This window comes from Ancylobacter amanitiformis (genome assembly GCF_030814815.1).
GTDB lineage: Bacteria > Pseudomonadota > Alphaproteobacteria > Rhizobiales > Xanthobacteraceae > Ancylobacter > Ancylobacter amanitiformis.
The window spans coordinates 68,278-88,907 of sequence record NZ_JAUSVR010000001.1 but is presented as its reverse complement, the minus strand read 5'-3'; the positions used below and the strand labels follow the sequence as shown (position 1 = coordinate 88,907).

17 protein-coding genes are annotated in these 20,630 nt (G+C 68.6%); 7 read left to right on the top strand and 10 right to left on the bottom strand.

The features are described 5' to 3' along the window. Positions 1-104: 104 nt before the first annotated feature. Complete coding sequence (locus QOZ99_RS00370) at positions 105-2,372, top strand: sensor histidine kinase NtrY-like (RefSeq protein ID WP_306887878.1); 2,268 nt, start codon at positions 105-107, stop codon at positions 2,370-2,372. A 14-nt stretch (positions 2,373-2,386) separates the two neighbouring features. Next, positions 2,387-3,754, top strand: a complete 1,368-nt coding sequence (gene ntrX, locus QOZ99_RS00365) for a nitrogen assimilation response regulator NtrX (protein ID WP_183189497.1) — start codon at positions 2,387-2,389, stop codon at positions 3,752-3,754. Between the two features lie 146 nt (positions 3,755-3,900). On the opposite strand, the gene bla is transcribed toward ntrX, so the two are convergent. After that, positions 3,901-4,803: a class A beta-lactamase gene (gene bla / locus QOZ99_RS00360; RefSeq protein WP_503128545.1), complete on the bottom strand. Its 903-nt coding sequence runs from the start codon at positions 4,801-4,803 to the stop codon at positions 3,901-3,903. Between the two features lie 139 nt (positions 4,804-4,942). Between bla and trkA the strand changes: the two genes are divergently transcribed. From trkA to hflX, 5 genes are all read left to right on the top strand, one after another. Then, positions 4,943-6,319, top strand: coding sequence for a Trk system potassium transporter TrkA (gene trkA / locus QOZ99_RS00355; protein ID WP_183189496.1), 1,377 nt, complete (start codon positions 4,943-4,945; stop codon positions 6,317-6,319). Positions 6,320-6,329: 10 nt separating this feature from the next. Then, on the top strand, positions 6,330-7,778 hold the full coding sequence (locus QOZ99_RS00350) for a TrkH family potassium uptake protein (RefSeq protein WP_306887876.1): 1,449 nt from the start codon (positions 6,330-6,332) through the stop codon (positions 7,776-7,778). Between the two features lie 27 nt (positions 7,779-7,805). After that, positions 7,806-8,666, top strand: a complete 861-nt coding sequence (locus tag QOZ99_RS00345; RefSeq protein WP_306887875.1) for a D-amino-acid transaminase — start codon at positions 7,806-7,808, stop codon at positions 8,664-8,666. A gap of 234 nt (positions 8,667-8,900) precedes the next feature. Further along, positions 8,901-9,152 (top strand): RNA chaperone Hfq, encoded by a 252-nt coding sequence (hfq, locus tag QOZ99_RS00340; protein ID WP_183189493.1) that lies wholly within the window; start codon positions 8,901-8,903, stop codon positions 9,150-9,152. 1 nt (position 9,153) lies between these two features. Further along, the gene (hflX, locus tag QOZ99_RS00335; RefSeq protein ID WP_306887874.1) at positions 9,154-10,545 is read left to right on the top strand and encodes a GTPase HflX; all 1,392 of its coding nucleotides are present in this window, start codon (positions 9,154-9,156) and stop codon (positions 10,543-10,545) included. A gap of 40 nt (positions 10,546-10,585) precedes the next feature. On the opposite strand, the gene mazG is transcribed toward hflX, so the two are convergent. The 9 genes from mazG to QOZ99_RS00290 form a co-directional block, all read right to left on the bottom strand. Further along, a complete protein-coding gene (gene mazG / locus QOZ99_RS00330) occupies positions 10,586-11,434 on the bottom strand; it encodes a nucleoside triphosphate pyrophosphohydrolase (protein ID WP_306887873.1) in 849 nt (282 codons plus the stop codon). Positions 11,435-11,567: 133 nt separating this feature from the next. Next, entirely contained in the window at positions 11,568-12,371 is an 804-nt protein-coding gene (locus QOZ99_RS00325) for an MBL fold metallo-hydrolase (RefSeq protein WP_306887872.1), read from the bottom strand. Between the two features lie 18 nt (positions 12,372-12,389). Further along, positions 12,390-13,163, bottom strand: a complete 774-nt coding sequence (locus QOZ99_RS00320) for a TatD family hydrolase (protein WP_306887871.1) — start codon at positions 13,161-13,163, stop codon at positions 12,390-12,392. After that, positions 13,160-14,716, bottom strand: coding sequence for a methionine--tRNA ligase (metG, locus tag QOZ99_RS00315; RefSeq protein ID WP_306887870.1), 1,557 nt, complete (start codon positions 14,714-14,716; stop codon positions 13,160-13,162). Before metG ends, QOZ99_RS00320 begins: the two co-directional genes overlap by 4 nt. A gap of 38 nt (positions 14,717-14,754) precedes the next feature. Next, positions 14,755-15,789 carry a DNA polymerase III subunit delta' gene (locus tag QOZ99_RS00310; protein WP_306887869.1) on the bottom strand — a complete coding sequence of 345 codons (1,035 nt, stop codon included), beginning with the start codon at positions 15,787-15,789 and terminating at the stop codon, positions 14,755-14,757. After that, a complete protein-coding gene (gene tmk, locus QOZ99_RS00305) occupies positions 15,786-16,514 on the bottom strand; it encodes a dTMP kinase (RefSeq protein ID WP_370876772.1) in 729 nt (242 codons plus the stop codon). Before tmk ends, QOZ99_RS00310 begins: the two co-directional genes overlap by 4 nt. Positions 16,515-16,586: 72 nt before the next feature. Continuing rightward, on the bottom strand, positions 16,587-17,822 hold the full coding sequence (locus tag QOZ99_RS00300; protein WP_370876780.1) for a D-alanyl-D-alanine carboxypeptidase family protein: 1,236 nt from the start codon (positions 17,820-17,822) through the stop codon (positions 16,587-16,589). A 72-nt stretch (positions 17,823-17,894) separates the two neighbouring features. Further along, positions 17,895-19,007, bottom strand: a complete 1,113-nt coding sequence (locus tag QOZ99_RS00295; protein WP_306887867.1) for a septal ring lytic transglycosylase RlpA family protein — start codon at positions 19,005-19,007, stop codon at positions 17,895-17,897. 225 nt (positions 19,008-19,232) lie between these two features. Next, positions 19,233-20,627 carry an ABC transporter permease gene (locus QOZ99_RS00290; RefSeq protein ID WP_306887866.1) on the bottom strand — a complete coding sequence of 465 codons (1,395 nt, stop codon included), beginning with the start codon at positions 20,625-20,627 and terminating at the stop codon, positions 19,233-19,235. Positions 20,628-20,630 lie beyond the last annotated feature (3 nt).

Here is a 20,630-nt window from a genome sequence, read left to right as displayed (position 1 = left end):
CGGAAAAAAATCCGGGAGGTGACAATTCATGTCACATTTTTGCACCAGTGTCGTAGCACTGCATCACTTCGGCAGGCCGCTTCCGGCCGGCGGCAGGGTGATGAATGAGCGACGCGTCGCCGCGCGATAGTGACCAGCACGATGCCCCCGATGCCGGCGGCATGGGCTTTCGTTTCTCGCTCTGGGGCCTGCCGCCGCTTGTCGTGCTGCTGGCGCTGATCACGGCGCTGACCAGCTTCATCATCCTGATGGGCATCACTCCGCTGGTGCCTTCGCAGGACGTGGTCATCATCGTGCTGTGCCTCAATGGCGCGATGTCGCTGCTGCTGGTCGGCATCATCGGCCGCGAGGTCTGGCGGATCGTCAAGGCGCGGCGGCGGGGCCGGGCGGCGGCGCGGCTGCATGTGCGCATTGTCGGCCTGTTCGGCATCGTCGCGGTGGTGCCGGCGCTGCTGGTGGCCCTGCTGGCGAGCATCACGCTCGATCGCGGCCTCGATCGCTGGTTCTCGGTGCGCACCCGGGCCATTGTCGACAATGCGGTGTCGGTGGCGCAGACCTATGTGCGCGAGCATGCCTATTCCATCCGCGGCGACGTGATGGGCATGGCGCGCGACCTGCAGCGCGTGCGCCCGCTCTGGGACCAGGACCGCAGCCGCTTCCGCCAGGTGATGACCGCGCAGGCGGTGGTGCGCGGCCTGCCCGCCGCCATGGTGATCCAGCGCGATCTGTCCGTGGTCGATCGCGCCACCATCCGCGTCGGGCGGGAATTCGTGGTGCCGCCGGGCATCGCCCTGAAGGACGCGACCGAGGAACAACCCGTCATCTACCTGCCGAGCGACGCCGATTTCGTCGGCGCGGCCATCCCGCTCAAGGATTTCGACGGGCTCTATCTCTATGTCGCCCGGCCGATCGATCCGCGGGTGATCGAATATCTCAAGGAGACGCAGGCGGCGGTGGCCGATTATCGCCTGCTGGAACAGCAGCGCTTCGGCGTGCAGGTGGCCTTCGCGCTGCTCTATGCGGTGATCTCGCTCACCGTGCTGCTCTGCGCCGTGTGGCTCGGCATTCACTTCGCCAACCGGCTGGTGGCGCCGATCCGCCGGCTCATCGGCGCGGCCGATCTCGTGGCCGCCGGCAATCTCTATGTCGAAGTGCCGGTGCACCGCTCGGAGGGCGACCTGTCGAGCCTCGCCGAGACGTTCAACAAGATGACGCACGAATTGCGCACCCAGCGCAACGACCTCGTCCAGGCGCGCGACCAGATCGACACCCGCCGTCGCTTCACCGAGGCGGTGCTGTCGGGTGTCGGAGCGGGTGTGATCGGCCTCGATTCGACCGGGCGCATGTCGATCATCAACCGGCCGGCCGAGCGGCTGCTCGGCGTGGCGGAGGCGGATGTGCTGGGCCAAGAACTCGGCGCGGTGATTCCGGAAATCGCCCCGCTTCTGGCGGAAGCGATGCAGGCGGGCCAGCGCAGCGTCCAGTCCAACACCACGCTGACGCGCAACGGGCGCGACCGGGTGATCGCCGTGCGGGTGACGACCGAGCAGTCGCGCGAGGCGGATCATGGCTGGGTGGTGACATTGGACGACATCACCGAGCTGGTGGTGGCGCAGCGCACCTCGGCCTGGGCGGATGTGGCGCGGCGCATCGCCCATGAGATCAAGAATCCGCTAACCCCGATCCAGCTCTCGGCCGAGCGGCTGAAGCGGCGCTATGGCAAGGTGATCGGCGAGGATCGCGAGGTGTTCGACCAGTGCACCGACACGATCATCCGCCAGGTCGGCGATATCGGGCGGATGGTGGACGAATTCTCCTCCTTCGCGCGCATGCCCAAGCCGGTGGCGGAAGCACAGGACGTGGCCGAGATCGCGCGCCAGGTGGTGTTCCTCATGCGGGTCGGCAATCCCGACATCGCCATCGCTTTCGAGGTGCCGGACGTGCCCGTGGTGGCGCGCGTCGACCGCCGCCTCATCTCGCAGGCGCTGACCAACATCATCAAGAATGCGACCGAGGCGATCGCCGCCGTGCCGCCCGAGGAGCGCACCGAGCCGGCCGCCATCCGCGTCGACCTGCATTCGGACTGGCGGCTGGTGACGATCGACGTGATCGACAACGGCAAGGGCTTGCCGAGCGAGAACCGGGCGCGGCTTCTGGAGCCCTATGTGACGACGCGCGAGAAGGGCACCGGGCTCGGCCTCGCCATTGTCGGCAAGATCATGGAGGAGCACGGCGGCGGCATCGAGCTGCTCGACGCGCCGGGCGGGCGGGGGGCGTGGATCCGCCTCACCTTCGCGCTCGACGGGGGCTCCGCCTCTCTCAACAATAACGGTGTCGGCGAAAATGCCGCGACCGGCAAACGCGCTGACTGAAGGAGAAAAGGCTGATGGCGACGGACATCCTGATCGTCGACGACGAGGCCGATATTCGCGGCCTCGTGGCCGGAATTCTCGAGGACGAGGGTTACGGCACCCGCACCGCCAAGGATAGCGACGAGGCGCTGGCGGCCATCGAGGCCCGCCGGCCCCATCTCGTGTTCCTCGATATCTGGATCGAGCGATCGAAGCTGGACGGGCTGCAACTGCTGGAAGTCATCAAGAAGCAGCATCCCGAAGTGCCTGTCGTGATGATTTCCGGCCATGGCACGGTCGAGACCGCGGTGGCCGCCATCAAGCAGGGCGCCTACGACTTCATCGAGAAGCCGTTCAATGCGGACCGGCTCATTCTGGTGGCGGACCGGGCGCTGGAAACGCTGCGGCTCAAGCGCGAGGTGCGCGACCTCAAGCAGCGCGCCTCGGTGGCGCATCAGCTGGTGGGCCGCTCCTCGGTGATGAACCAGCTGCGCCAGACCATCGAGCGCGTGGCGCCGACCAATAGCCGCATCATGATCGTCGGCCCGTCCGGCTCCGGCAAGGAACTGGCCGCGCGCATGGTGCATTCCGCCTCGGCGCGGGCGAGCGGGCCGTTCGTGGTCATCAATGCCGCCGCCATCACGCCGGAGCGGATGGAGGTCGAGCTGTTCGGCGTCGAGCCGACCGATGGCAGCGGCCGGCAGGTCGGCGCGCTGGAGGAGGCGCATGGCGGCACGCTGTTCATCGACGAAATCGCCGACATGCCGCGCGAGACGCAGAACCGCATCCTGCGCGTGCTGGTCGACCAGACCTTCCTGCGGGTCGGCGGCGGCACCCGCGTGGCGGTGGACGTGCGCATCATTTCCTCGACCGGGCGCAACCTGGAGAAGGAGATCGCCGACGGTCGCTTCCGCGAAGACCTCTATCACCGCCTCGGCGTGGTGCCGATCCGCGTTCCTCCGCTCGCCGAGCGGCGCGAGGACGTGCCGGAACTGGTGGAATTCTTCCTCGACCAGATTTCGCAGGCCACCGGACTGGCGCGCCGCCGCATCGCCGACGACGCGCTCGCCGTGCTGCAATCGCATGACTGGCCGGGCAATGTGCGCCAGCTGCGCAACAATATCGAGCGCCTGCTCATCCTCGCCGCCGGCGATGCCGATGCGCCGGTGACGGCCGACATGCTGCCGCCCGATGTCGGCTCGCTGGTGCCCAACCTGCCGAACGGCGCGGGCGGCGAGCATCTGATGGGCCTGCCGCTGCGCGACGCGCGCGAGGTGTTCGAGCGGGAATATCTGGTGGCGCAGATCAGCCGTTTCGGCGGCAATATCTCGCGTACCGCCGAGTTCGTCGGCATGGAGCGCTCGGCGCTGCACCGCAAGCTCAAGGCGCTCGGCATCGGGTGATCGCGCCCGGGCGCGGTCCCTGAAGCGTTTCGTCGCCGGCAGGAAAGGCGATAGGCTTCAGTGACTTGCTGGCGTTTTCTGATTCGTGACCGGAGCCGCCCGGCGCGTGCTGCGGCACGGGCGGAAAACGCGTCACGACAAAGGCCCTAACCCTTCACATAGCTCGCCACAGCCTGGCCGATGGCGGCGAAGAGCGGGTCGTTTTCGGCCAGCCCGCGCGGGGAGCCCTTGAGGTAGGCGGCGATGACGATCGGCGCCCGGTCGGGTGGCCAGATGATGGCGACGTCATTGGCGCTGCCCTTGGTGGTGCCGGTCTTGTCGCCCATGCGCCATTGCGCCGGAAACCCCGCGCGCAGCCGCTTGCCACCGGTCGTGCTGGCCACCAGCCACGCGGCGAGGCGCTCGCGCGAGGCGGGCGAGAGAGCCTCGCCGGCGATGAGGCGGGCGACGTCCTGCGCCATCGCGGCGGGCGTGGTGGTGTCGCGCTCCTCGCCGGGACCAACGGCGTTCAGCTCCGGCTCCCAGCGGTCCAGTCGGGTCACAGGGTCGCCCAGACCGCGCAGGAAGGCGGTGAGCCCGGGCGGGCCGCCGATCGCGTGGAGCTGGAGGTTGCCGGCCGTGTTGTCGCTGAGCGCGATGGCGGCGGCGCAGATGGCGTCGAGCGTCATGCCCTCCGCGACATGTTTCGACGTCTCCGGCGAATAGGGGACCAGCGAGGCCGCATCATAGGTCACACGGCGGTCGAGCCTGTCCTGTCCCGCATCGACCTTGGCCAGCACTGCCGCGCCCGCCAGCAGCTTGAAGCTGCTGAGCAGCGGGAACCGCTCCTGCGCGTGGTAGCCGATGGCGGCATCGCGGCTCGCCGTATCGATGACGGCGACCCCAAGCCGGGCGCCGCCGGCCTCCCGCTCGATCGCCGCGAACGCGTCGAGGAGGGCGTCGCGCGGGGCAGGGGCGGGCGCCGCGGCGCAGGCCGGGCGCGGGGCGAGGGCGGCGGCGGCCACCGTGACGGTGGACAGCAGGGAGAGAGCGAAGCGGCGGCGGTCGATCGGCACTGCGGTGTCCTCCGATGCACGATAGTGTGGCCCGCACGGCGTCTGCGGACGTCGACGAAACTGCTATAGAGTGAATCGACAGGGCAGGCCCAGGGCGCCGGTGGCGTTCGTGGGAAGTGCAGTGGGGAATGTCATGAAGGTCGTCATTTGCGGGGCGGGACAGGTGGGGTTCGGCATCGCCGAGCGGCTGGCTGCCGAGCAGAACGACGTCTCGATCATCGACACCTCGCCCCGACTGATCCAGGCCATCACCGATACGCTCGACGTGCGCGGCTTTGTCGGCCACGGCTCGCACCCCGATGTGCTGGCGCGCGCGGGGCTGGACGCAGCGGACATGCTCATCGCCGTCACCCTGCATGACGAAGTGAACATGATCGCCTGCCAGGTGGGCCACGCGTTGTTCGACGTGCCGACCAAGATCGCGCGCGTGCGTGCGCAGAGCTATCTGCAGGGCCATTGGCGTGATCTGTTCTCGCGCGATCACCTGCCGATCGATGTGGTCATCTCGCCCGAGGTCGAGGTCGGCGAGATGGTGCTGCGGCGCCTGTCGCTGCCGGGCGCCATCGACACGGTCAGCTTTGCCGACGGCAATGTCGTGGTGGCGGGCGTGGTCTGCCTCGACGATTGCCCCGTGCTCGACACGCCGCTGCGCCAGCTGACCGACCTGTTCCCGGACCTGCGGGCGGTGGTGGTGGCGGTGAACCGCAAGGGCAAGGTATTCGTGCCGCGCTCGACGGATTCGCTGCTGGCCGGCGACACCGCCTATTTCGTCGCCCAGGCCGACCAGGTGACGCGCACCCTGTCGATCTTCGGCCATGACGAGCCGCAGGCGCACCGCATCGTCATCGGCGGTGGCGGCAATATCGGGCTCTACGTCGCCCGCGAGCTGGAGCTGCGCAACCCGCGCGCGCGGGTGAAGCTGATCGAGGCCGACCCCGCGCGGGCCGAGGCGATCGCCCAGCAATTGTCGAAGACCGTCGTCCTGCGCGGCAGCGCGCTCGACCGCGCCATTCTTGAGGAAGCGACGGTGGGTGACGCCGACACGATGATCGCCGTCACCAATGACGACCGGGTCAACATCCTGTCGTGCCTGCTGTCGCGGGAGCTTGGCGCGCGACGCATGCTGTCGCTGCTCAACGATCCCAACTATCCCGCCTTTGCGCGCGGGCTGGGCATCGATGCCTATGTGAACCCGCGCCAGATCACCGTGTCGAAGATCCTCCAGCATGTGCGCAAGGGGCGCATCCGCGGGGTGCACTCACTGCTGAACGGGGCAGGGGAGGTGATCGAGGCGGAGGCGCTGGAAACCTCGCCGCTGGTCGGCAAGCCGCTCAAGGAACTCGACCTGTTCGACGGCATGCGCATCGGCGCGGTGATCCGGGGTGGGCGCGTTCTGCTGCCGCGCGGCGACACCGTCATCCACGCGCGGGACCGCGTGGTGTTGTTCGCCCTCGCCAATCGGGTGAAGCGGGTCGAGCAGCTGTTTCGCGTCAGCCTCGAGTTTTTCTGAAAGGCGCTTCATGCTTGCGGTCGCCCGCCACAGCGCCGTCACCGCCGCCATCATGGCCGGCCTGCTTCTGCTGTCCGCCCTCGGTGCGCTGTTCCGCAACGAGGGCGGGGCGGATGTCTTCGTGATGACCGCGCTGCTCACCCTGGCGGGTGCGGGGGCGGTGTATCTCTCCGTGCGCAGCCGCCCCGTCCGGCTGGACCGGCGGTCCTCCTACGGGCTGCTGCTGGTGCTCTGGGTGGGCCTGCCGATCATCGCGGCCTTTCCCATTGTCGCGACCACGCCGCTCAGTCCGGTCGAGGCGTGGCTGGAAGCGGTGTCGGCCTTCACCACGACGGGCCCGGTGCAGATCCACGCACTTGACGGCGTGCCGCGCGTCACGCTCGGCTGGCTGCTGACGTTGCAATGGGCGGGCGGGCTGCTGACGCTGGTGGGCGTCGTCGCAGTGCTCGGGCCGGCCGGCATTGGCGGGCTGCCGGATCGCTCCAGCCGGGTCAATCTGCTCGGCATGGGCGAATCCATGGCGCTGGACGACGCGCTGCAGCTTGTGCTGCCGATCTATCTCGGCGCCACCGTGCTGTGCGCGGTGCTGCTGTTCTTCGCGGGGGTGAAAACCTTCGACGCCGTCGGCCTTGCCGGCGCGGCCTTGTCCACCGGGGGGCTGCTGCCGGATGCCGATGGGGTGGCCGCCTATGGCCATTTCGCGGTCAAGCTGGTGCTGATGGTGTTCATGCTCGTCGGCGGCACCAGCGTTCTGTGGCACCGCATGCTGGTGACGCGGCGCCTGCGTCTCGCGGTCGGGCAGCAGGAGAACAGCGCGCTGCTTCTGGTCTGCCTGGTCGTCGGCATCGGCGCGGCGGCGATCGCCTACAACACGCCGAGCTTGAATCTGTCCGTGCCGATGGCGATCGAGGACGGGTTGTTCACGGCGGTTTCGCTCATCACCACCACCGCCATCGAGCCGCATGGCGGCGCCTTTGCCAGCCTGCCGCTGTCGCTGGTGATGGTGCTGGTGTTCATCGGCGGCGCCAGCTTTTCCACGGCCGGCGGCATCAAGATGTACCGCGCCGGCACCATGTTCCTGCAGAGCTACCTGGAGCTGGAGCGCCTCGTTCATCCCCATGCGGTGCGCACCCGCCGGCTGGGCCAGCAGGGCGTGACGCTGCAGATGATGAAGGCGATCTGGATCATGTTCGGCGTCGCCTGCACGGTCATTGCCGGCCTCTCGGCGGCGATCGCGCCGGCCATGCCGAGTTTCGAGGCGGCGCTGGTCAGCGTCGTGTCGGCGCTCTCCAATGCCGGCCCGGTCTACGCCATCGGCTGGCAGAGCCAGATCGCCTGGCCCGAATGGGGCAGCCTGCCGGCCTATGCGCAGATTATATTGGCGGTCGCCATGATTCTCGGCCGGCTGGAAATTCTCGTCGTGCTGGGGTTGGCCAATTTCGCATTCTGGCGGCGCTGACGCCGCCACGGGCAGAACGGGTGAGACATGTCGCGCATCGCCTATGTCAACGGGCAATATGTGGCGCACGCGCAGGCCGCCGTGCATATCGAGGATCGCGGCTATCAGTTCGCGGATGGCGTGTATGAGGTGTGCGAGATACGCGGCGGGCATCTGGTGGACGAACGCCGCCATGTCGAGCGCCTCGTGCGTTCGCTCGGCGAGATACGCATCGCGCTGCCCATGCCGCTCGCCGCGCTCAAGGTGGTGCTGCGCGAGACGATCCGGCGCAACCGGGTGCGCAACGGTTTCGTCTATCTGCAGGTGACGCGTGGCGTCGCCCGCCGCGACCATTATTTCCCGGATCCGTCAACGCCGCCTTCCCTCGTGGTCACGGCGCGCGCGGTGGATCCCGCCAAGGGCGAGGCGGTGGCGGGCGAGGGTATCGCGGTCATCACGGCGCCCGATAATCGCTGGGAGCGCGTCGACATCAAGACGGTTGGCCTGCTGCCCAACGTGCTGGCCAAGCAGGCCGCGAAGGAGGCGGGCGCGCGCGAGGCGTGGTTCGTCGACCGCGAGGGGCGCATCACCGAGGGCGGCTCAACCAATGCCTGGATCGTGACGCCGGAGGGTCGGCTGGTGACGCGGCAGGCCGATAACGGGATCCTGCGTGGCATTACCCGAACGGTGATGCTGCAGGTTGCCGAACAGCTCCAGCTGACGGTGGAGGAGCGCGCCTTCACCGTGGCGGAGGCGCTCGCGGCGCGCGAGGCCTTTGTCACCTCGGCGACCAATTTCGCAACCCCGGTGGTGCGAATCGATGGCCTGCCCATTGGCGATGGACGCCCCGGCGCGGTTGCGCGCGCCCTGCGCGAGAACTTCCATAGCTTTGCCGAAATCACTCCCTGAACGAGCGTAAGTGTCTGTAGAATAGAGGTTAAGACGCCCTTTTGGGGGGAGGGCACGCGCCGGTGCTCTGCGCGGTCAAGTGCTTGCCGAACGAAAGCATCTTGCGCGACAGGCGCGGTGTGCCATGTTTAAGCTGCACGTTTTCATCGCGAGAGGTTCCCGGACGGGACTGATTCGCCGTGAAGACGACCGCGCCGACTACGAGCAACAACAAACAAACGGATCAAAAAGACCATGGCCGCGGAACGTTCCCAGAACCTCCAGGACACCTTTCTCAACCACGTCCGCAAGAACAAGACTCCCCTCACGATCTTCCTCGTCAACGGCGTCAAGCTGCAGGGTGTCGTGACCTGGTTCGACAATTTCTGCGTGCTGCTGCGCCGCGATGGCCATTCGCAGCTCGTCTACAAGCACGCCATCTCGACCATCATGCCCGGACATCCCGTCCAGCTGTTCGAGCCGGACGAGACCGGCGAGAAGAGCTGACTTGGAACTCAAGGGATCGCGCCGCGCGGCCGGCTCGACGGCCGGGCTGCCGCCCGAGGCGAACGACCCGGGCGACACCACCCGGGTCGTCGTGGTCGTGCCGCAGCTCACGCGCAAGGCGCCAGAGGGTGATGTGCGCCGCACGCCGCAGGCTCGCCTCGACGAGGCGGTCGGCCTTGCCATGGCGATCGACCTCGACGTGGCGGCGAGCCTGATCGTCGGGCTCGCGCAGGTGCGTCCGGCGAGCTATCTCGGCTCGGGCAAGGTCGCGGAAATCGGCGATCTGGTGAAGGCGGAGGAGGCGGGGCTGGTCTTCGTCGACGCGCCGCTCAGCCCTGTGCAGCAGCGCAACCTTGAAAAGGCGTGGTCGGCCAAGGTGATCGACCGCACTGCTCTCATTCTGGAGATTTTCGGCCAGCGGGCGCGCACCAAGGAAGGCGTGCTGCAGGTCGAGCTTGCCCATCTCAACTACCAGCGCAGCCGACTGGTGCGTTCCTGGACGCATCTGGAGCGTCAGCGCGGCGGCTTCGGCTTTCTCGGTGGTCCGGGCGAGACGCAGATCGAGGCGGACCGCCGGCTCATCGGCGAGCGCATCGTGAAGATCGAGCGCGAACTGGAGCAGGTCAAGCGCACCCGCGCGCTGCACCGCGCCAGCCGCAAGAAGGTGCCCTATCCCGTGGTGGCGCTGGTCGGCTACACCAATGCCGGCAAATCGACGCTGTTCAACCGGCTCACCAGCGCCAAGGTGATGGCGCAGGATCTGCTCTTCGCCACGCTTGATCCCACCTTGCGCGCCGTGCAGATGCCGACCGGCGAAAGGGTGATCCTGTCCGACACGGTGGGCTTCATCTCCGATCTGCCGACGCAGCTCGTCGCCGCCTTCCGCGCCACGCTGGAAGAGGTGATCGAGGCGGACATCATCCTGCATGTGCGCGACATGTCGCATGAAGATGCCGATGCGCAGGCGCAGGACGTGGCGCATGTGCTCTCCGATCTCGATATCGATCCGGACGACCATGTCCGGCTGATCGAGGTCTGGAACAAGATCGACCGGCTGGACGAGGACGCGCGCACCGCCATCTTCAACACGGCGACCCGGCGCGAGGGCGACGACCGGCCCATTCCGGTCTCGGCGTTGACCGGGGAGGGGGTGGACACCCTCCTCGCCGCCATCGCGCAGCGTCTGGGGCGCGAGCGCATCAGCTTGCGGATCGAGCTTGAGGCGAGCGACGGCGAGGGCCTGAGCTGGCTCTATCGCCATGCCGAGGTGCTGGAGCGGCGCGACGACATCGACGGCCATGTGCACCTCGCCGTGCGCGTGCCGCCGGAGCGGGCCGAGCATATCGAGCGGCGCTTCGGCGCGCACCGGATCAAGTCCCGCGGCACGGCCTGAGCCCGGATCTGCCGGGGCGGTGCGACCCCCGTTCGCGCCGCTATTTTTCCGGGGCAGGGGGCGGCGTCGGCATGGCCTTCGCCGCCTGCCACAGTGCTTCCATCTCGTCGAGGCTGGCCTCGGCGGGCGCCCGGCCCTCTTCCGCCAGCCTGTCCTCGATATAGCCGAAGCGGCGCACGAACTTCTCGTTGGTGCCACGCAGTGCCGCTTCCGGGTCGACGCCGAGATGGCGCGCCAGATTGGCCATGGCGAAGAGCAGATCGCCCACCTCGCCGGCGGCGGCCTGCTGGTCACCAGCGACGATTTCCGCTTCCACTTCCGTGATTTCCTCGCGGATCTTGTCAATCACCATCCGCGTCTGCGGCCAGTCGAAGCCGACCTTGGCGGCCTTGGTCTGAAGCTTGACCGCGCGGGTGAGGGCAGGCGCCCCGCTCGCCACATCGTCCAGCACCCGGCCCGCTTCCGGCGCCAGTGGCAGCCCGCGCCGGCGCCGCCGCTCCGCCCTGTCCGCCTTCTCGCCCGCCTTGATCGCGTCCCAGGCGGCATTCACCGCCGCGACATCGCGGCCGCCCGCATCGCCGAACACGTGCGGATGGCGGCGGATCATCTTCGAAGTCACGGCCATCACAACGTCGCCAAAGGCGAAGGCGCCGCGCTCCTCCGCCATACGAGCGTGGAAGACCACCTGCAGCAGCAGATCGCCAAGCTCGTCGCACAGGTCGTCGAGGTCACCGCGCACAATGGCATCCGCCACCTCATAGGCTTCCTCGATCGTGTAGGGCGCGACGGAGGCGAAGTCCTGTTCCAGGTCCCACGGACAGCCAGTGCCCGGCGTACGCAGCGCCGCCATGATCTCGATGAGACGGGAAATGTCGCGGGACGGGGTCATGTCCGGTTATCCAGCACGTTATCCAACCAATCAGGAATGAGTCGCAGAAGACATATTATGGAAAACAAAACGATAGTCGGGTGAGGGCGCGGGCCTGCGAAGTTTGACGTAACCCACTGCAAGGTTTGTGTTTTCAGTCCATCTCGATCTTCAGGCCGTCATAGGCCGGCACGATACCCTCCGGCAGTTCCCGCGCCAGCGTGCCGTAATCGAGATCGGTGTGCATGTTGGTCAGCACGGCCCGGCGCGGCTTCAGGCGGGCAATCCAGTCCAGCGCCTCGCTCAGCGAGAAATGCGTCGGGTGCGGCGCCGGGCGCAGCGCGTCGATGATCCAGAGGTCGAGCCCTTCAAGGTAAGGCAGGCTTTCCTCCGGCAGGTCGTGCAGGTCGCTCGAATAGGCCAGCCCGCCAATGCGGAACCCATAGGAGAGGATGTTGCCGTGGTACTGGCGAAATGCCGTCGCCTCGATCGGCCCGCCGGGACCGTCCACGCGGATCGTGTCGCCATGGTGGAAGCGGTGCTCCGTGAGGATCGGCGGATAGTCGCTGCCGGGCGGCGTCTCGAAGCAATAGCCGAAGCGCTGGTGCAGCATGGCCGACGTCTCGGCATCCACATGGACATCGATACGACGGCGGTGCCGGATGGTGAGCGGGCGCAGATCGTCGATACCATGGGTGTGGTCGGCATGCTCATGGGTGAACAGCACGCCGTCCAGCCGGTCGACCTGCGCATCGAGCAGTTGCTCGCGCAGATCTGGCGAGGTGTCGATCAGCACGCGCGTTGGCGGTTCACCGGCCGCGCCGAAGCGCTCCACCAGCATGGAGCAGCGCCGGCGGCGGTTGCGCGGCTCGTTGGGGTCGCAGACCCCCCATCCCTGCCCGACTCGCGGCACCCCGCCCGAAGAGCCGCAGCCGAGAATGGTGAAGGTCACAGACATGCGCCGATGCCGCCCTGGTCAGTTGGCCCGTGCGAACAGGCGGAAGAAGTTCTCTGTCGTCAGCGCGGCGATCGCGTCCGGGGAAAGGCCGCGTGCCTCACCCAATATACGGGCCGTCTCGACCACATAGGAAGGCTCGTTGCGCTTGCCACGCCAGGGATTCGGCGCGAGATAGGGCGCGTCGGTCTCCACCAGCAGGCGGTCGGCCGGCAGGCCGGCGGCGATTTCCCGCAGCGGCGCGCCGGACTTGAAGGTGAGGATGCCGGAGAAGGAGACATAGCCGCCCAGCGCCACCGCCCGGCGGGCGAGGGCCTCGCCGGCCGTGAAGCAATGCAGCACGAAGGAAAAGGCGCCCTCGCCCATCTCCTGTTCCAGGATCGCGGCCACATCGTCATCCGCGTCCCGCGCATGGATCACCAGCGGCAGCCCGGTGCGCCGCGCCGCCTCGATATGCAGGCGGAAGCCGGCGTGCTGCGCCTCGCGCGGGGCGGTGTCGTAATGATAGTCCAGGCCCGCCTCGCCGATGGCGACCACCTTGGGATGGTCGGCGGCGGCCAGCAATTCGTCGAGCGTGACGTCAGCCTCCTCGCCGGCATTGTGCGGATGGGTGCCGACGGAGCAGAACACATCATCGAAGCGCTCGGCGATCGCCTGGATCTGCGCCGAACGCCGCACGCGCGTGCCGATCGTCACCAGCCGGCCGACACCCGCGGCACGGGCGCGCGCGACCACGTCGTCGAGTTCCGCGGCGAAATCCGGGAAGTCGAGATGGCAATGGCTGTCGACGATCATGCCGGGTTCGCCGCTTCGGGTTCGACATAGCGCGGGAATACCGGCGCCGGCGGGGGCAGGGCCGTGCCGCCCGTGAGCCGTCCGCCCTCCCCGAGGCTGTCGAGGCTGCGGGCGCCGGCCGGCACGGCCAGCAGGTCGAGCAGTTTGGCGGCGCCGGTGGGCACGAAGGGCTGGGCCAGAATGGCGACCTGCCGGATCACCTCGGCCGTGGTCCACAGCACGGTACCGAAGCGCACAGGGTCGGTCTTGCGCAGTTCCCACGGCGCGGCGCCGGCGAAATAGCGGTTGGCGTCGGCCACCACGGACCAGAGCTCACCCAGCGCCTGGTGGAGTTGCTGCCCGTCCATCGCCGCCCTCACCTTCCCGGCGAGCGCATCGGCGCCGGCGAGGATGTCGGCGTCATCGGGCGCCAGCGGGCCAGGCTCGGGCAGCGTGCCACTGAGGTTCTTGGCGATCATCGACAGCGAGCGCTGGGCGAGATTGCCGAGGTCGTTGGCGAGGTCGGCATTGGTGCGCGCGACGATGGCCTCGTGGCTGTAGGAGCCATCCTGGCCGAAGGGGATCTCGCGCAGCAGGAAATAGCGCAGCGCATCCACGCCATAGGCCCTGGCGAGGTCGAACGGGTCGATCACGTTGCCGACCGACTTCGACATCTTCTCCCCGCGATTATGGATGAAACCATGGGCGAAGACGGTCTTGGGCGGCTCCACGCCGGCGGACATCAGGAAGGCCGGCCAGTACACGGCGTGGAAGCGGATGATGTCCTTGCCGATAATGTGCAGATCGGCCGGCCAGTAGCGCCTGAAACTGGCGCTGTCGGTATCGGGATAGCCGACGCCGGTGATGTAGTTGGTGAGCGCGTCGACCCACACATACATCACATGGTCGGCGTCGCCCGGTACCGGAATGCCCCAGGAGAAGGTGGTGCGGCTGATGGAAAGATCCTGCAGCCCGCCCTTCACGAAGCTCAGCACCTCGTTGCGCCGGCTGTCGGGACGGATGAAGTCCGGATGGGCCTCGTAATAGGCGAGAAGTTTGTCCTGATAGGCGGACAGGCGGAAGAAATAGCTCTTCTCCTCGGTCCACTCGACCGGGGCGCCCTGCGGGCCCCGGCGCACGCCATCTTCGCCGACGATCGTTTCGTCCTCGGCGAAATAGGCTTCGTCGCGCACCGAATACCAGCCGGAATAGGCGCTGAGATAGATGTCGCCCGCCTCGACCATGCGCTGCCAGATCGCCTGCGAGGAGGCGGCGTGATCGGCATCCGTCGTGCGGATGAAGCGATCATAGTCGACGCCGAGCAGCGCATCCATCTGCTGGAAGCGGGTCGCGTTCTTCGTCGCCCATTCGAGCGGCGTGAGGCCCTGCTTTTCCGCGGTCTGCGCCATCTTCAGGCCGTGCTCGTCGGTGCCGGTCAGGAAGAACACGTCGAAGCCGTCGAGCTTCTTGAACCGCGCCAGAGCGTCGGCGGCGATCTTCTCATAGGCGTGGCCGATATGCGGCGCGCCGTTGGGATAATCGATGGCGGTAGTGATGTAGAAGGCGGGTTTCACGCGGGTCTTTCCTGCGACGATGCCGGTTCGCGGCGCGGTCAGTGGCGCACGGCCTCGTCGAGCGTCGCGAAGATCCGAAAGACGAAAGTCTTGCGGTCGAGATTGTACACATCGGCGTCGACCGCGGCGCGCCGCACCTTCTCCCATACCTCAGGCAGCCGTGCAAGGCGCAGCGCCGCCGTGTGCCGACGTCCTGTCGCGTGGTCGGAAATCCAGCTTTCGACAGTGGAAACAAAGTTCTCGAACGCCCCTCCCCGGTCGCCCTGCAGCTTCTCGCCGAGCGCGTGCAGCGCCTTGGGGTCGATGGCGGGAAGCGCGCCCAGCAGTGCTGCCGTCGCCTTGCGGATGGCGAGCCCCTCGCCCGCCATCAGGATGAGCGCCTCGCGCACGCTGCCCTCGGAGGCTTCCGCCGCCTCCTGGAAACGGGCGCGGTCGAGCGTGGGCATGGCGCCCGTCAGGTGCTCCAGCGCGGTCACGACCTCTCCGGTCGACAGCGCGCGCAGCGGGACGGCGCGGCAGCGCGAGCGGATGGTGGGCAGCAGCCGGCCCGGCGCGTGGCTCACCAGCAGGAACAGCGCGCGGCTCGGCGGCTCCTCCAGTGTCTTGAGGAGGGCGTTGGCGCCCTGCGTGTTCATCTCGTCCAGCGTGTCGACGATGCACACCCGCCAGCCACCGAGCGCGGCGGTGGAGCCGAAGAAGCTGCGCACCTTGCGCACCGTCTCGGCGGGAATGGCGGTGGGCAGCTTGCCGTTTTCCGAGGGCGTGCGGCGCAGCACCAGCATGTCCGGGTGCGACAGCACCCTTACCTGGCGCGCCGCCGGGTGGGCGGGATCGACATCGAGGCTTCCGGCCGGCGCGGCCCCGCCCGCCAGCACGAAGCGCGCGACCTGGTAGGCGAAGGTCGCCTTGCCGATGCCCTCCGGCCCGCCGAGCAGCAGTGCATGCGGCAGGCGGCCGGCATCCCACGCCTCGCGCACCATCGCCACCGCCTCGTGGTGGCCCACCAGCGCCGGCGTCTCGCGCGGAGCCGGTGCGCCGTCCAGGCGATCGCCTTCCAGAACCGGCTCGCTCATGCGCGTGAACTCCGTCGACGGGCGCGGGGAAGGGGCAGGCGCTTCGACACGGCCTGCCAGATGGCTTTCGTGACGACGTCCGGTTCGTCGCGGCCGTCAATCACCACGCAGCGCGCGGGCTCGCGCGCGGCGATGGCGAGAAAGGCGTCGCGCAGTTGGCGGTGGAAGGTCAAGCCCTCGCGCTCGAACCGGTCGGCGCCCGTCCCCGAACGAGCCGCCGCGCGGGCGAGCCCCTCCTCCGCGGGGATGTCCAGCAGGAGGGTCAGGTCGGGGCGGGTGTCGCCCACGGTCGCCGCCTCCAGCGCATCGAGCAGGGCCGGATCCAGATTGCCCGCCGCGCCCTGATAGGCGCGGGTGGAATCGGCGAAGCGGTCGCAGATGACCCAGGCGCCGCGCTCCAGCGCCGGGCGAATGGTGACGGCGAGATGATCGGCCCGAGCGGCGGCGAACAGCGCTGCCTCGGCAAAGGAGCCGAACGGCTTGGCGGCGCCCGAGAGCAGCACATGGCGGATGATCTCGGCGCCCGGCGAGCCGCCGGGCTCGCGGGTGGTCACGACGTCGACCCCGCGCTCGGCCAGCTTTTCGGCGAGGCGGCGCAGCTGGGTCGACTTGCCCGCCCCCTCCCCGCCCTCGAAGGTGATGAAGCGCCCGTGCGCCCGCGCCGCTGCTGCGCCGCCGAAGACGGGGCCCGTCGCCTTGCCCGTCGCCTTGCCAGCCGCCGGCACGCCGGCCTCGGGCGCGGGCTTTCCGGCGGCGCGCCGGGGGGGGGAGGAGGGCCGGGGCGGCATGGTTGCCGGTCAGCCGAGCTTGACGGGCAATTTGGCCGCCAGCTTCGCATAGCCCTCGCGCAGCAGGCCGACGACCAGCTCATAGGCGCCATCGACGGCCCGGCGCCAGAGCGGTCCTTCGGGCACGGACTGCGCGGCGATCAGCGGGATCTCCAGCACGAGCTGCTCGCCGCGCGTGATTTCCAGCCGCGCAAGCTTCGCACCCTTCTCGACCGGCGCGTGGACGGGGCCTTCATAGCGGATGCGCGCGGCTACCCGCTCGGTGCCGTTGCGCGGCTCCAGAAGGCGGATCGGCCCGGCGGCGGTGAGCGGCACGTTGCCCTGCTCGCCGCCATAGAGCACGGCCTCGCCCACGGTCTGGCCGGCATCGAACAACAGCCGCGACTCGAAGGAACGGAAGCCCCATTCCAGCAGCTTGCGCGCGTCCTCCGCCCTCTCCTTCTCGGACTTGGCGCCCAGGATCACTACGATCAGGCGCTGGTCGTTCTGAACGGCGGAGCCGACCAGATTGAAGCCCGATTCCTTGAGATAGCCGGTCATGAAGCCGTCCGCCCCCAGGCTCATGCCCAGCAGCGGGTTGCGGTTGTTCTGCCGGATCTTGTTCCAGAGGAAATCCGGCTCGCTGTAGATCTTGTAGAGGTCGGGATAGCTGCGGATGATATGCGCGGCGAGGCGCGACAGGTCCCGCGCGGTGGTCTTCTGGTCCGGGTCGGAAAGCCCGTTGGAATTGGTGAAGTGCGAGTCGGTGAGCCCGAGGCGCTTGGCCTCCTCGTTCATCTTCACCGTGAAGGCGAGTTCGTTGCCGGCAATGCCCTCCGCCAGCACGATGGTCGCGTCATTGCCGGAGGGGATGATCGCGCCGCGCAGCAGGTCGCTGACCTTGATGGTGCTGTTCAGCGAGGCGAACATGGTGGCGCCGCCGGACGGAGCGCCGCCGCGCCGCCAGGCATATTCGCTCACCTTGAATTCGGAATCGGGTGTCAGCCGCCCCTCCGCGATCTCGCGGAACACCACGGCCATGGTCATCATCTTGGCGACGCTGGCGGGGAAGTTCGGCGTGTCGGCCGCGCGCTCGAACAGCACCGTGCCGCTGTCGAAATCCACCAGAATGGCCTGCGGCGCGGCGATGGTCGGCGCCTGCTGGGCTGCGGCAGGGTGGACCAAAAATCCACAGGCGAGCCAGACGAGCGCCAGCCCGCAAGCCTGGATCGCCTGCCGGCGGAGCCGTATCGCACGTGCCATCATCATCGACCCCTCTTGCCCGGGAGGAGAGGTACCCGTCGCCTCAGGCCGTGGCAATGCGCTGATCGGCGAAGATCAGTAGAGGCCTCGACCCGTATCGACCGGCGTCGCGACGCCTTCCGCAGCGTAGCCGAGAACCGGCTGCGCGCCCACAACCCAGCCCGTCGGGGCCTGGTCCGCCGTGGCGACGCGCCGTGCGGGCGTCTGCATCTGTGCCTGGACCGGACGCTGGACCGCCGGCTGAACGCTCGCGACCTGCATGTTGGGCTTCGGCGCCGTCCTGGCGGGAGCCGCCATGGCCACCGCCGGCGCGGCCTGGCGCACCGGGGCCGTGGCCACACGGACCGGCGCCATCTGCGCCGGTGCCATCTGGGCCGGTGCCATCTGGGCCGGCTCAAGCGAGGCGGCAGCCACCTGCGTCTCGCCGAGATCGTAGGGGCGGCTGGGCGGCAGTGGGACGTCGGCCAGCGCCGGGGCGCGGACCGCCGGAGCACTGCTGCGCACGGGCACGGATGCGGCCGAGGCGAGCATGATGTTGGGGGCTGGCGCGCCGTTCAGACGGAGCGACGAGGCGAGTTGAACGTCGTCCGAGCCCTCGATCGGCGCCCGGCCCATATATTCAACCCGCACCTTCGCAGTGCCCGGACCCTTGATGCCGAGCATGTCGGCCGCGCGGCCCGAGACGTCGATCAGGCGGTTCTTGTGAAACGGCCCACGGTCGTTGACGCGCACGGTCATCGCCCGGCCATTCTCGAGATTGGTGACGCGCACATAGGACGGCAGCGGCAGCGTGGGATGCGCGGCGGCGATCGAGTGCATGTCGTAGACTTCGCCGTTCGCGGTCAGGCGGCCGTGAAAATTGTCGCCATACCAGGACGCGAGGCCCTCGGCCTTGTAGTTCTTGGGTTCCTGCGGAACGTAGGTCTTGCCGGCGACCTGATAGGGCTTGCCGACCATGTAGACGCCGCCGCCCTTGGGAATGGGCTGGCCCGCTGCAATCACCCGCGGGCTCGCGGCCACGCCGAGGCGAGGATCGATATTGCTGCTGATACTGGAGAGCTTCTCGCCGCCGGTGCAGTTGGCGACCACCAGGCCGATGCCGAAGACGAAGGCGATACGGCTGGGCCCCGTAAAGGGCCGACGCGCCGGCACGCCATTGGCTCGAACAAGAGCAGGTTTCGTCCCCATGCACCCCGACCGTTTCCTGAGCGCCTGCCCGCCGGTCGTGCCTGTTTCGGCACTGTAGCGGACGGGCGCACGTCACCCTGGATCGCGAAAATGTTAGCCCACGACCGCACTTCTTGTCTCACAGGAGGCGGGGGGAGTGGGGCGAAAATGGGGCGCACATTACATTATGGTAAAGGAAGGGTTACGGCTGGGTCCGCCTGCCGGGCGTTGAGGGGCGCCCCTTTTTCAGCCGCGCAGCGCCGCGGCAGGCGATTGCCGATAGGCCAGCACGGCGGGCAGGCTTGCCACGATCGCCGCTGCCAGCACGAGGCCCGCGAGGCGGGCAAGGTCACCGGGCACAAAGGCGACCGGCAGCGACACGCCGCTCGCGGTGCTGAAGGCGGAGGAAAGCGCGAGCGCTCCCCCATAGCCAAGCGCGAAGCCGGCGGCGAGCCCGCCTGCCGCGATGAGCGCGACCTCCCCCCAGACGATGGCGAAGATGGCGAGGCGCGGGGCGCCGAGCGCGCGCAGCGCGCCGATCTGGCGCCGGCGCTGCACAACGTGGATCGTCACCACCAGCAGAATCGCCGCGCCGACCAGCGCCTGTGCGCCGCTGGCCACCAGCGACAGCACCAGCCGCACGTCGCCCAGTGTGCCATAGAGGCGGGTCAGCACCTCGCCGGGAAACACGGCCCAGGTATGGTCCGTGCGGTAGGCCTGACGCAGCTTGTAGGCATCCGCGATGCTGCGCGGCTTGACCACGATGGCGGGGACGCCGGGTGCGTGGGGATCGGTGAGGCTGTCGGCGCGAATGGGCGCGTCGAGCGCATCGGGTTGGCCGGCCTCACCTTCAAGCGTTTCGCTCCCGTGCGTTTCGCTCCCGTGCGTTTCGCTTCCATGCGTTTCGCTCCCGTGCGTTTCGCCGGAATGCGCCTCATCGTTGAGCGGCTCCGCCTCCTGCGCATCCCCCTCGTGCGCGGCATCGGCGTGGGCGTTGCGCAGGAACGGATTCGTCGCGGCAGCGCCCGCCGCATCCGCCTCGTCGTGATGATGGGCGAGCCAGACCGTCTCGATCGGCACCAGCACGGCGCGGTCCCATGGCGTGCCGGTGGGCGCCAGGCGGCCGACCACGTGATAGGTGATCTCGGTATGGGTGCCACCCGGCTCACCGACGCGCCCGTGCTGGGGATGGAAATGGTCGCCCAGCCGCATGCCGACATTGGCGCCGATCACCGCCTCCCCCAGCCGCGCGAATCCGCGCCCCTGCGCCAGTCCTCCCATGCCCTCCACCAGCACCGGCGTGGTGCCGACGATCGGGTAGCCCTCGATGAAGTCGCCGAAGCCGACAGGCGCCGCCCATGTAACGCGTGGGTCGGCGATGAGGCCGGCGAGCACCGTGCCGGGCAGCAGCGGCAAGGGTGCCGCCTGGAGGAAGACGGAGGACAGCACCAGCTGCGTCTCGCTGCCGGGGGCGCCGACCACGAGGTCGAACGCATCGGCCGCCCGCGCGCTGCCGAGCCGCAGCGCCCGCTCCTGCAGTGTCACCACGACGCCGAGCGCGGTGGCGAGCGCCACGAGGAGCAGGATGGCCAGCGCGCCGGCCCATTGGCGTCGCAGGTCGGCGGCGATGAAGCGCAGCATGGG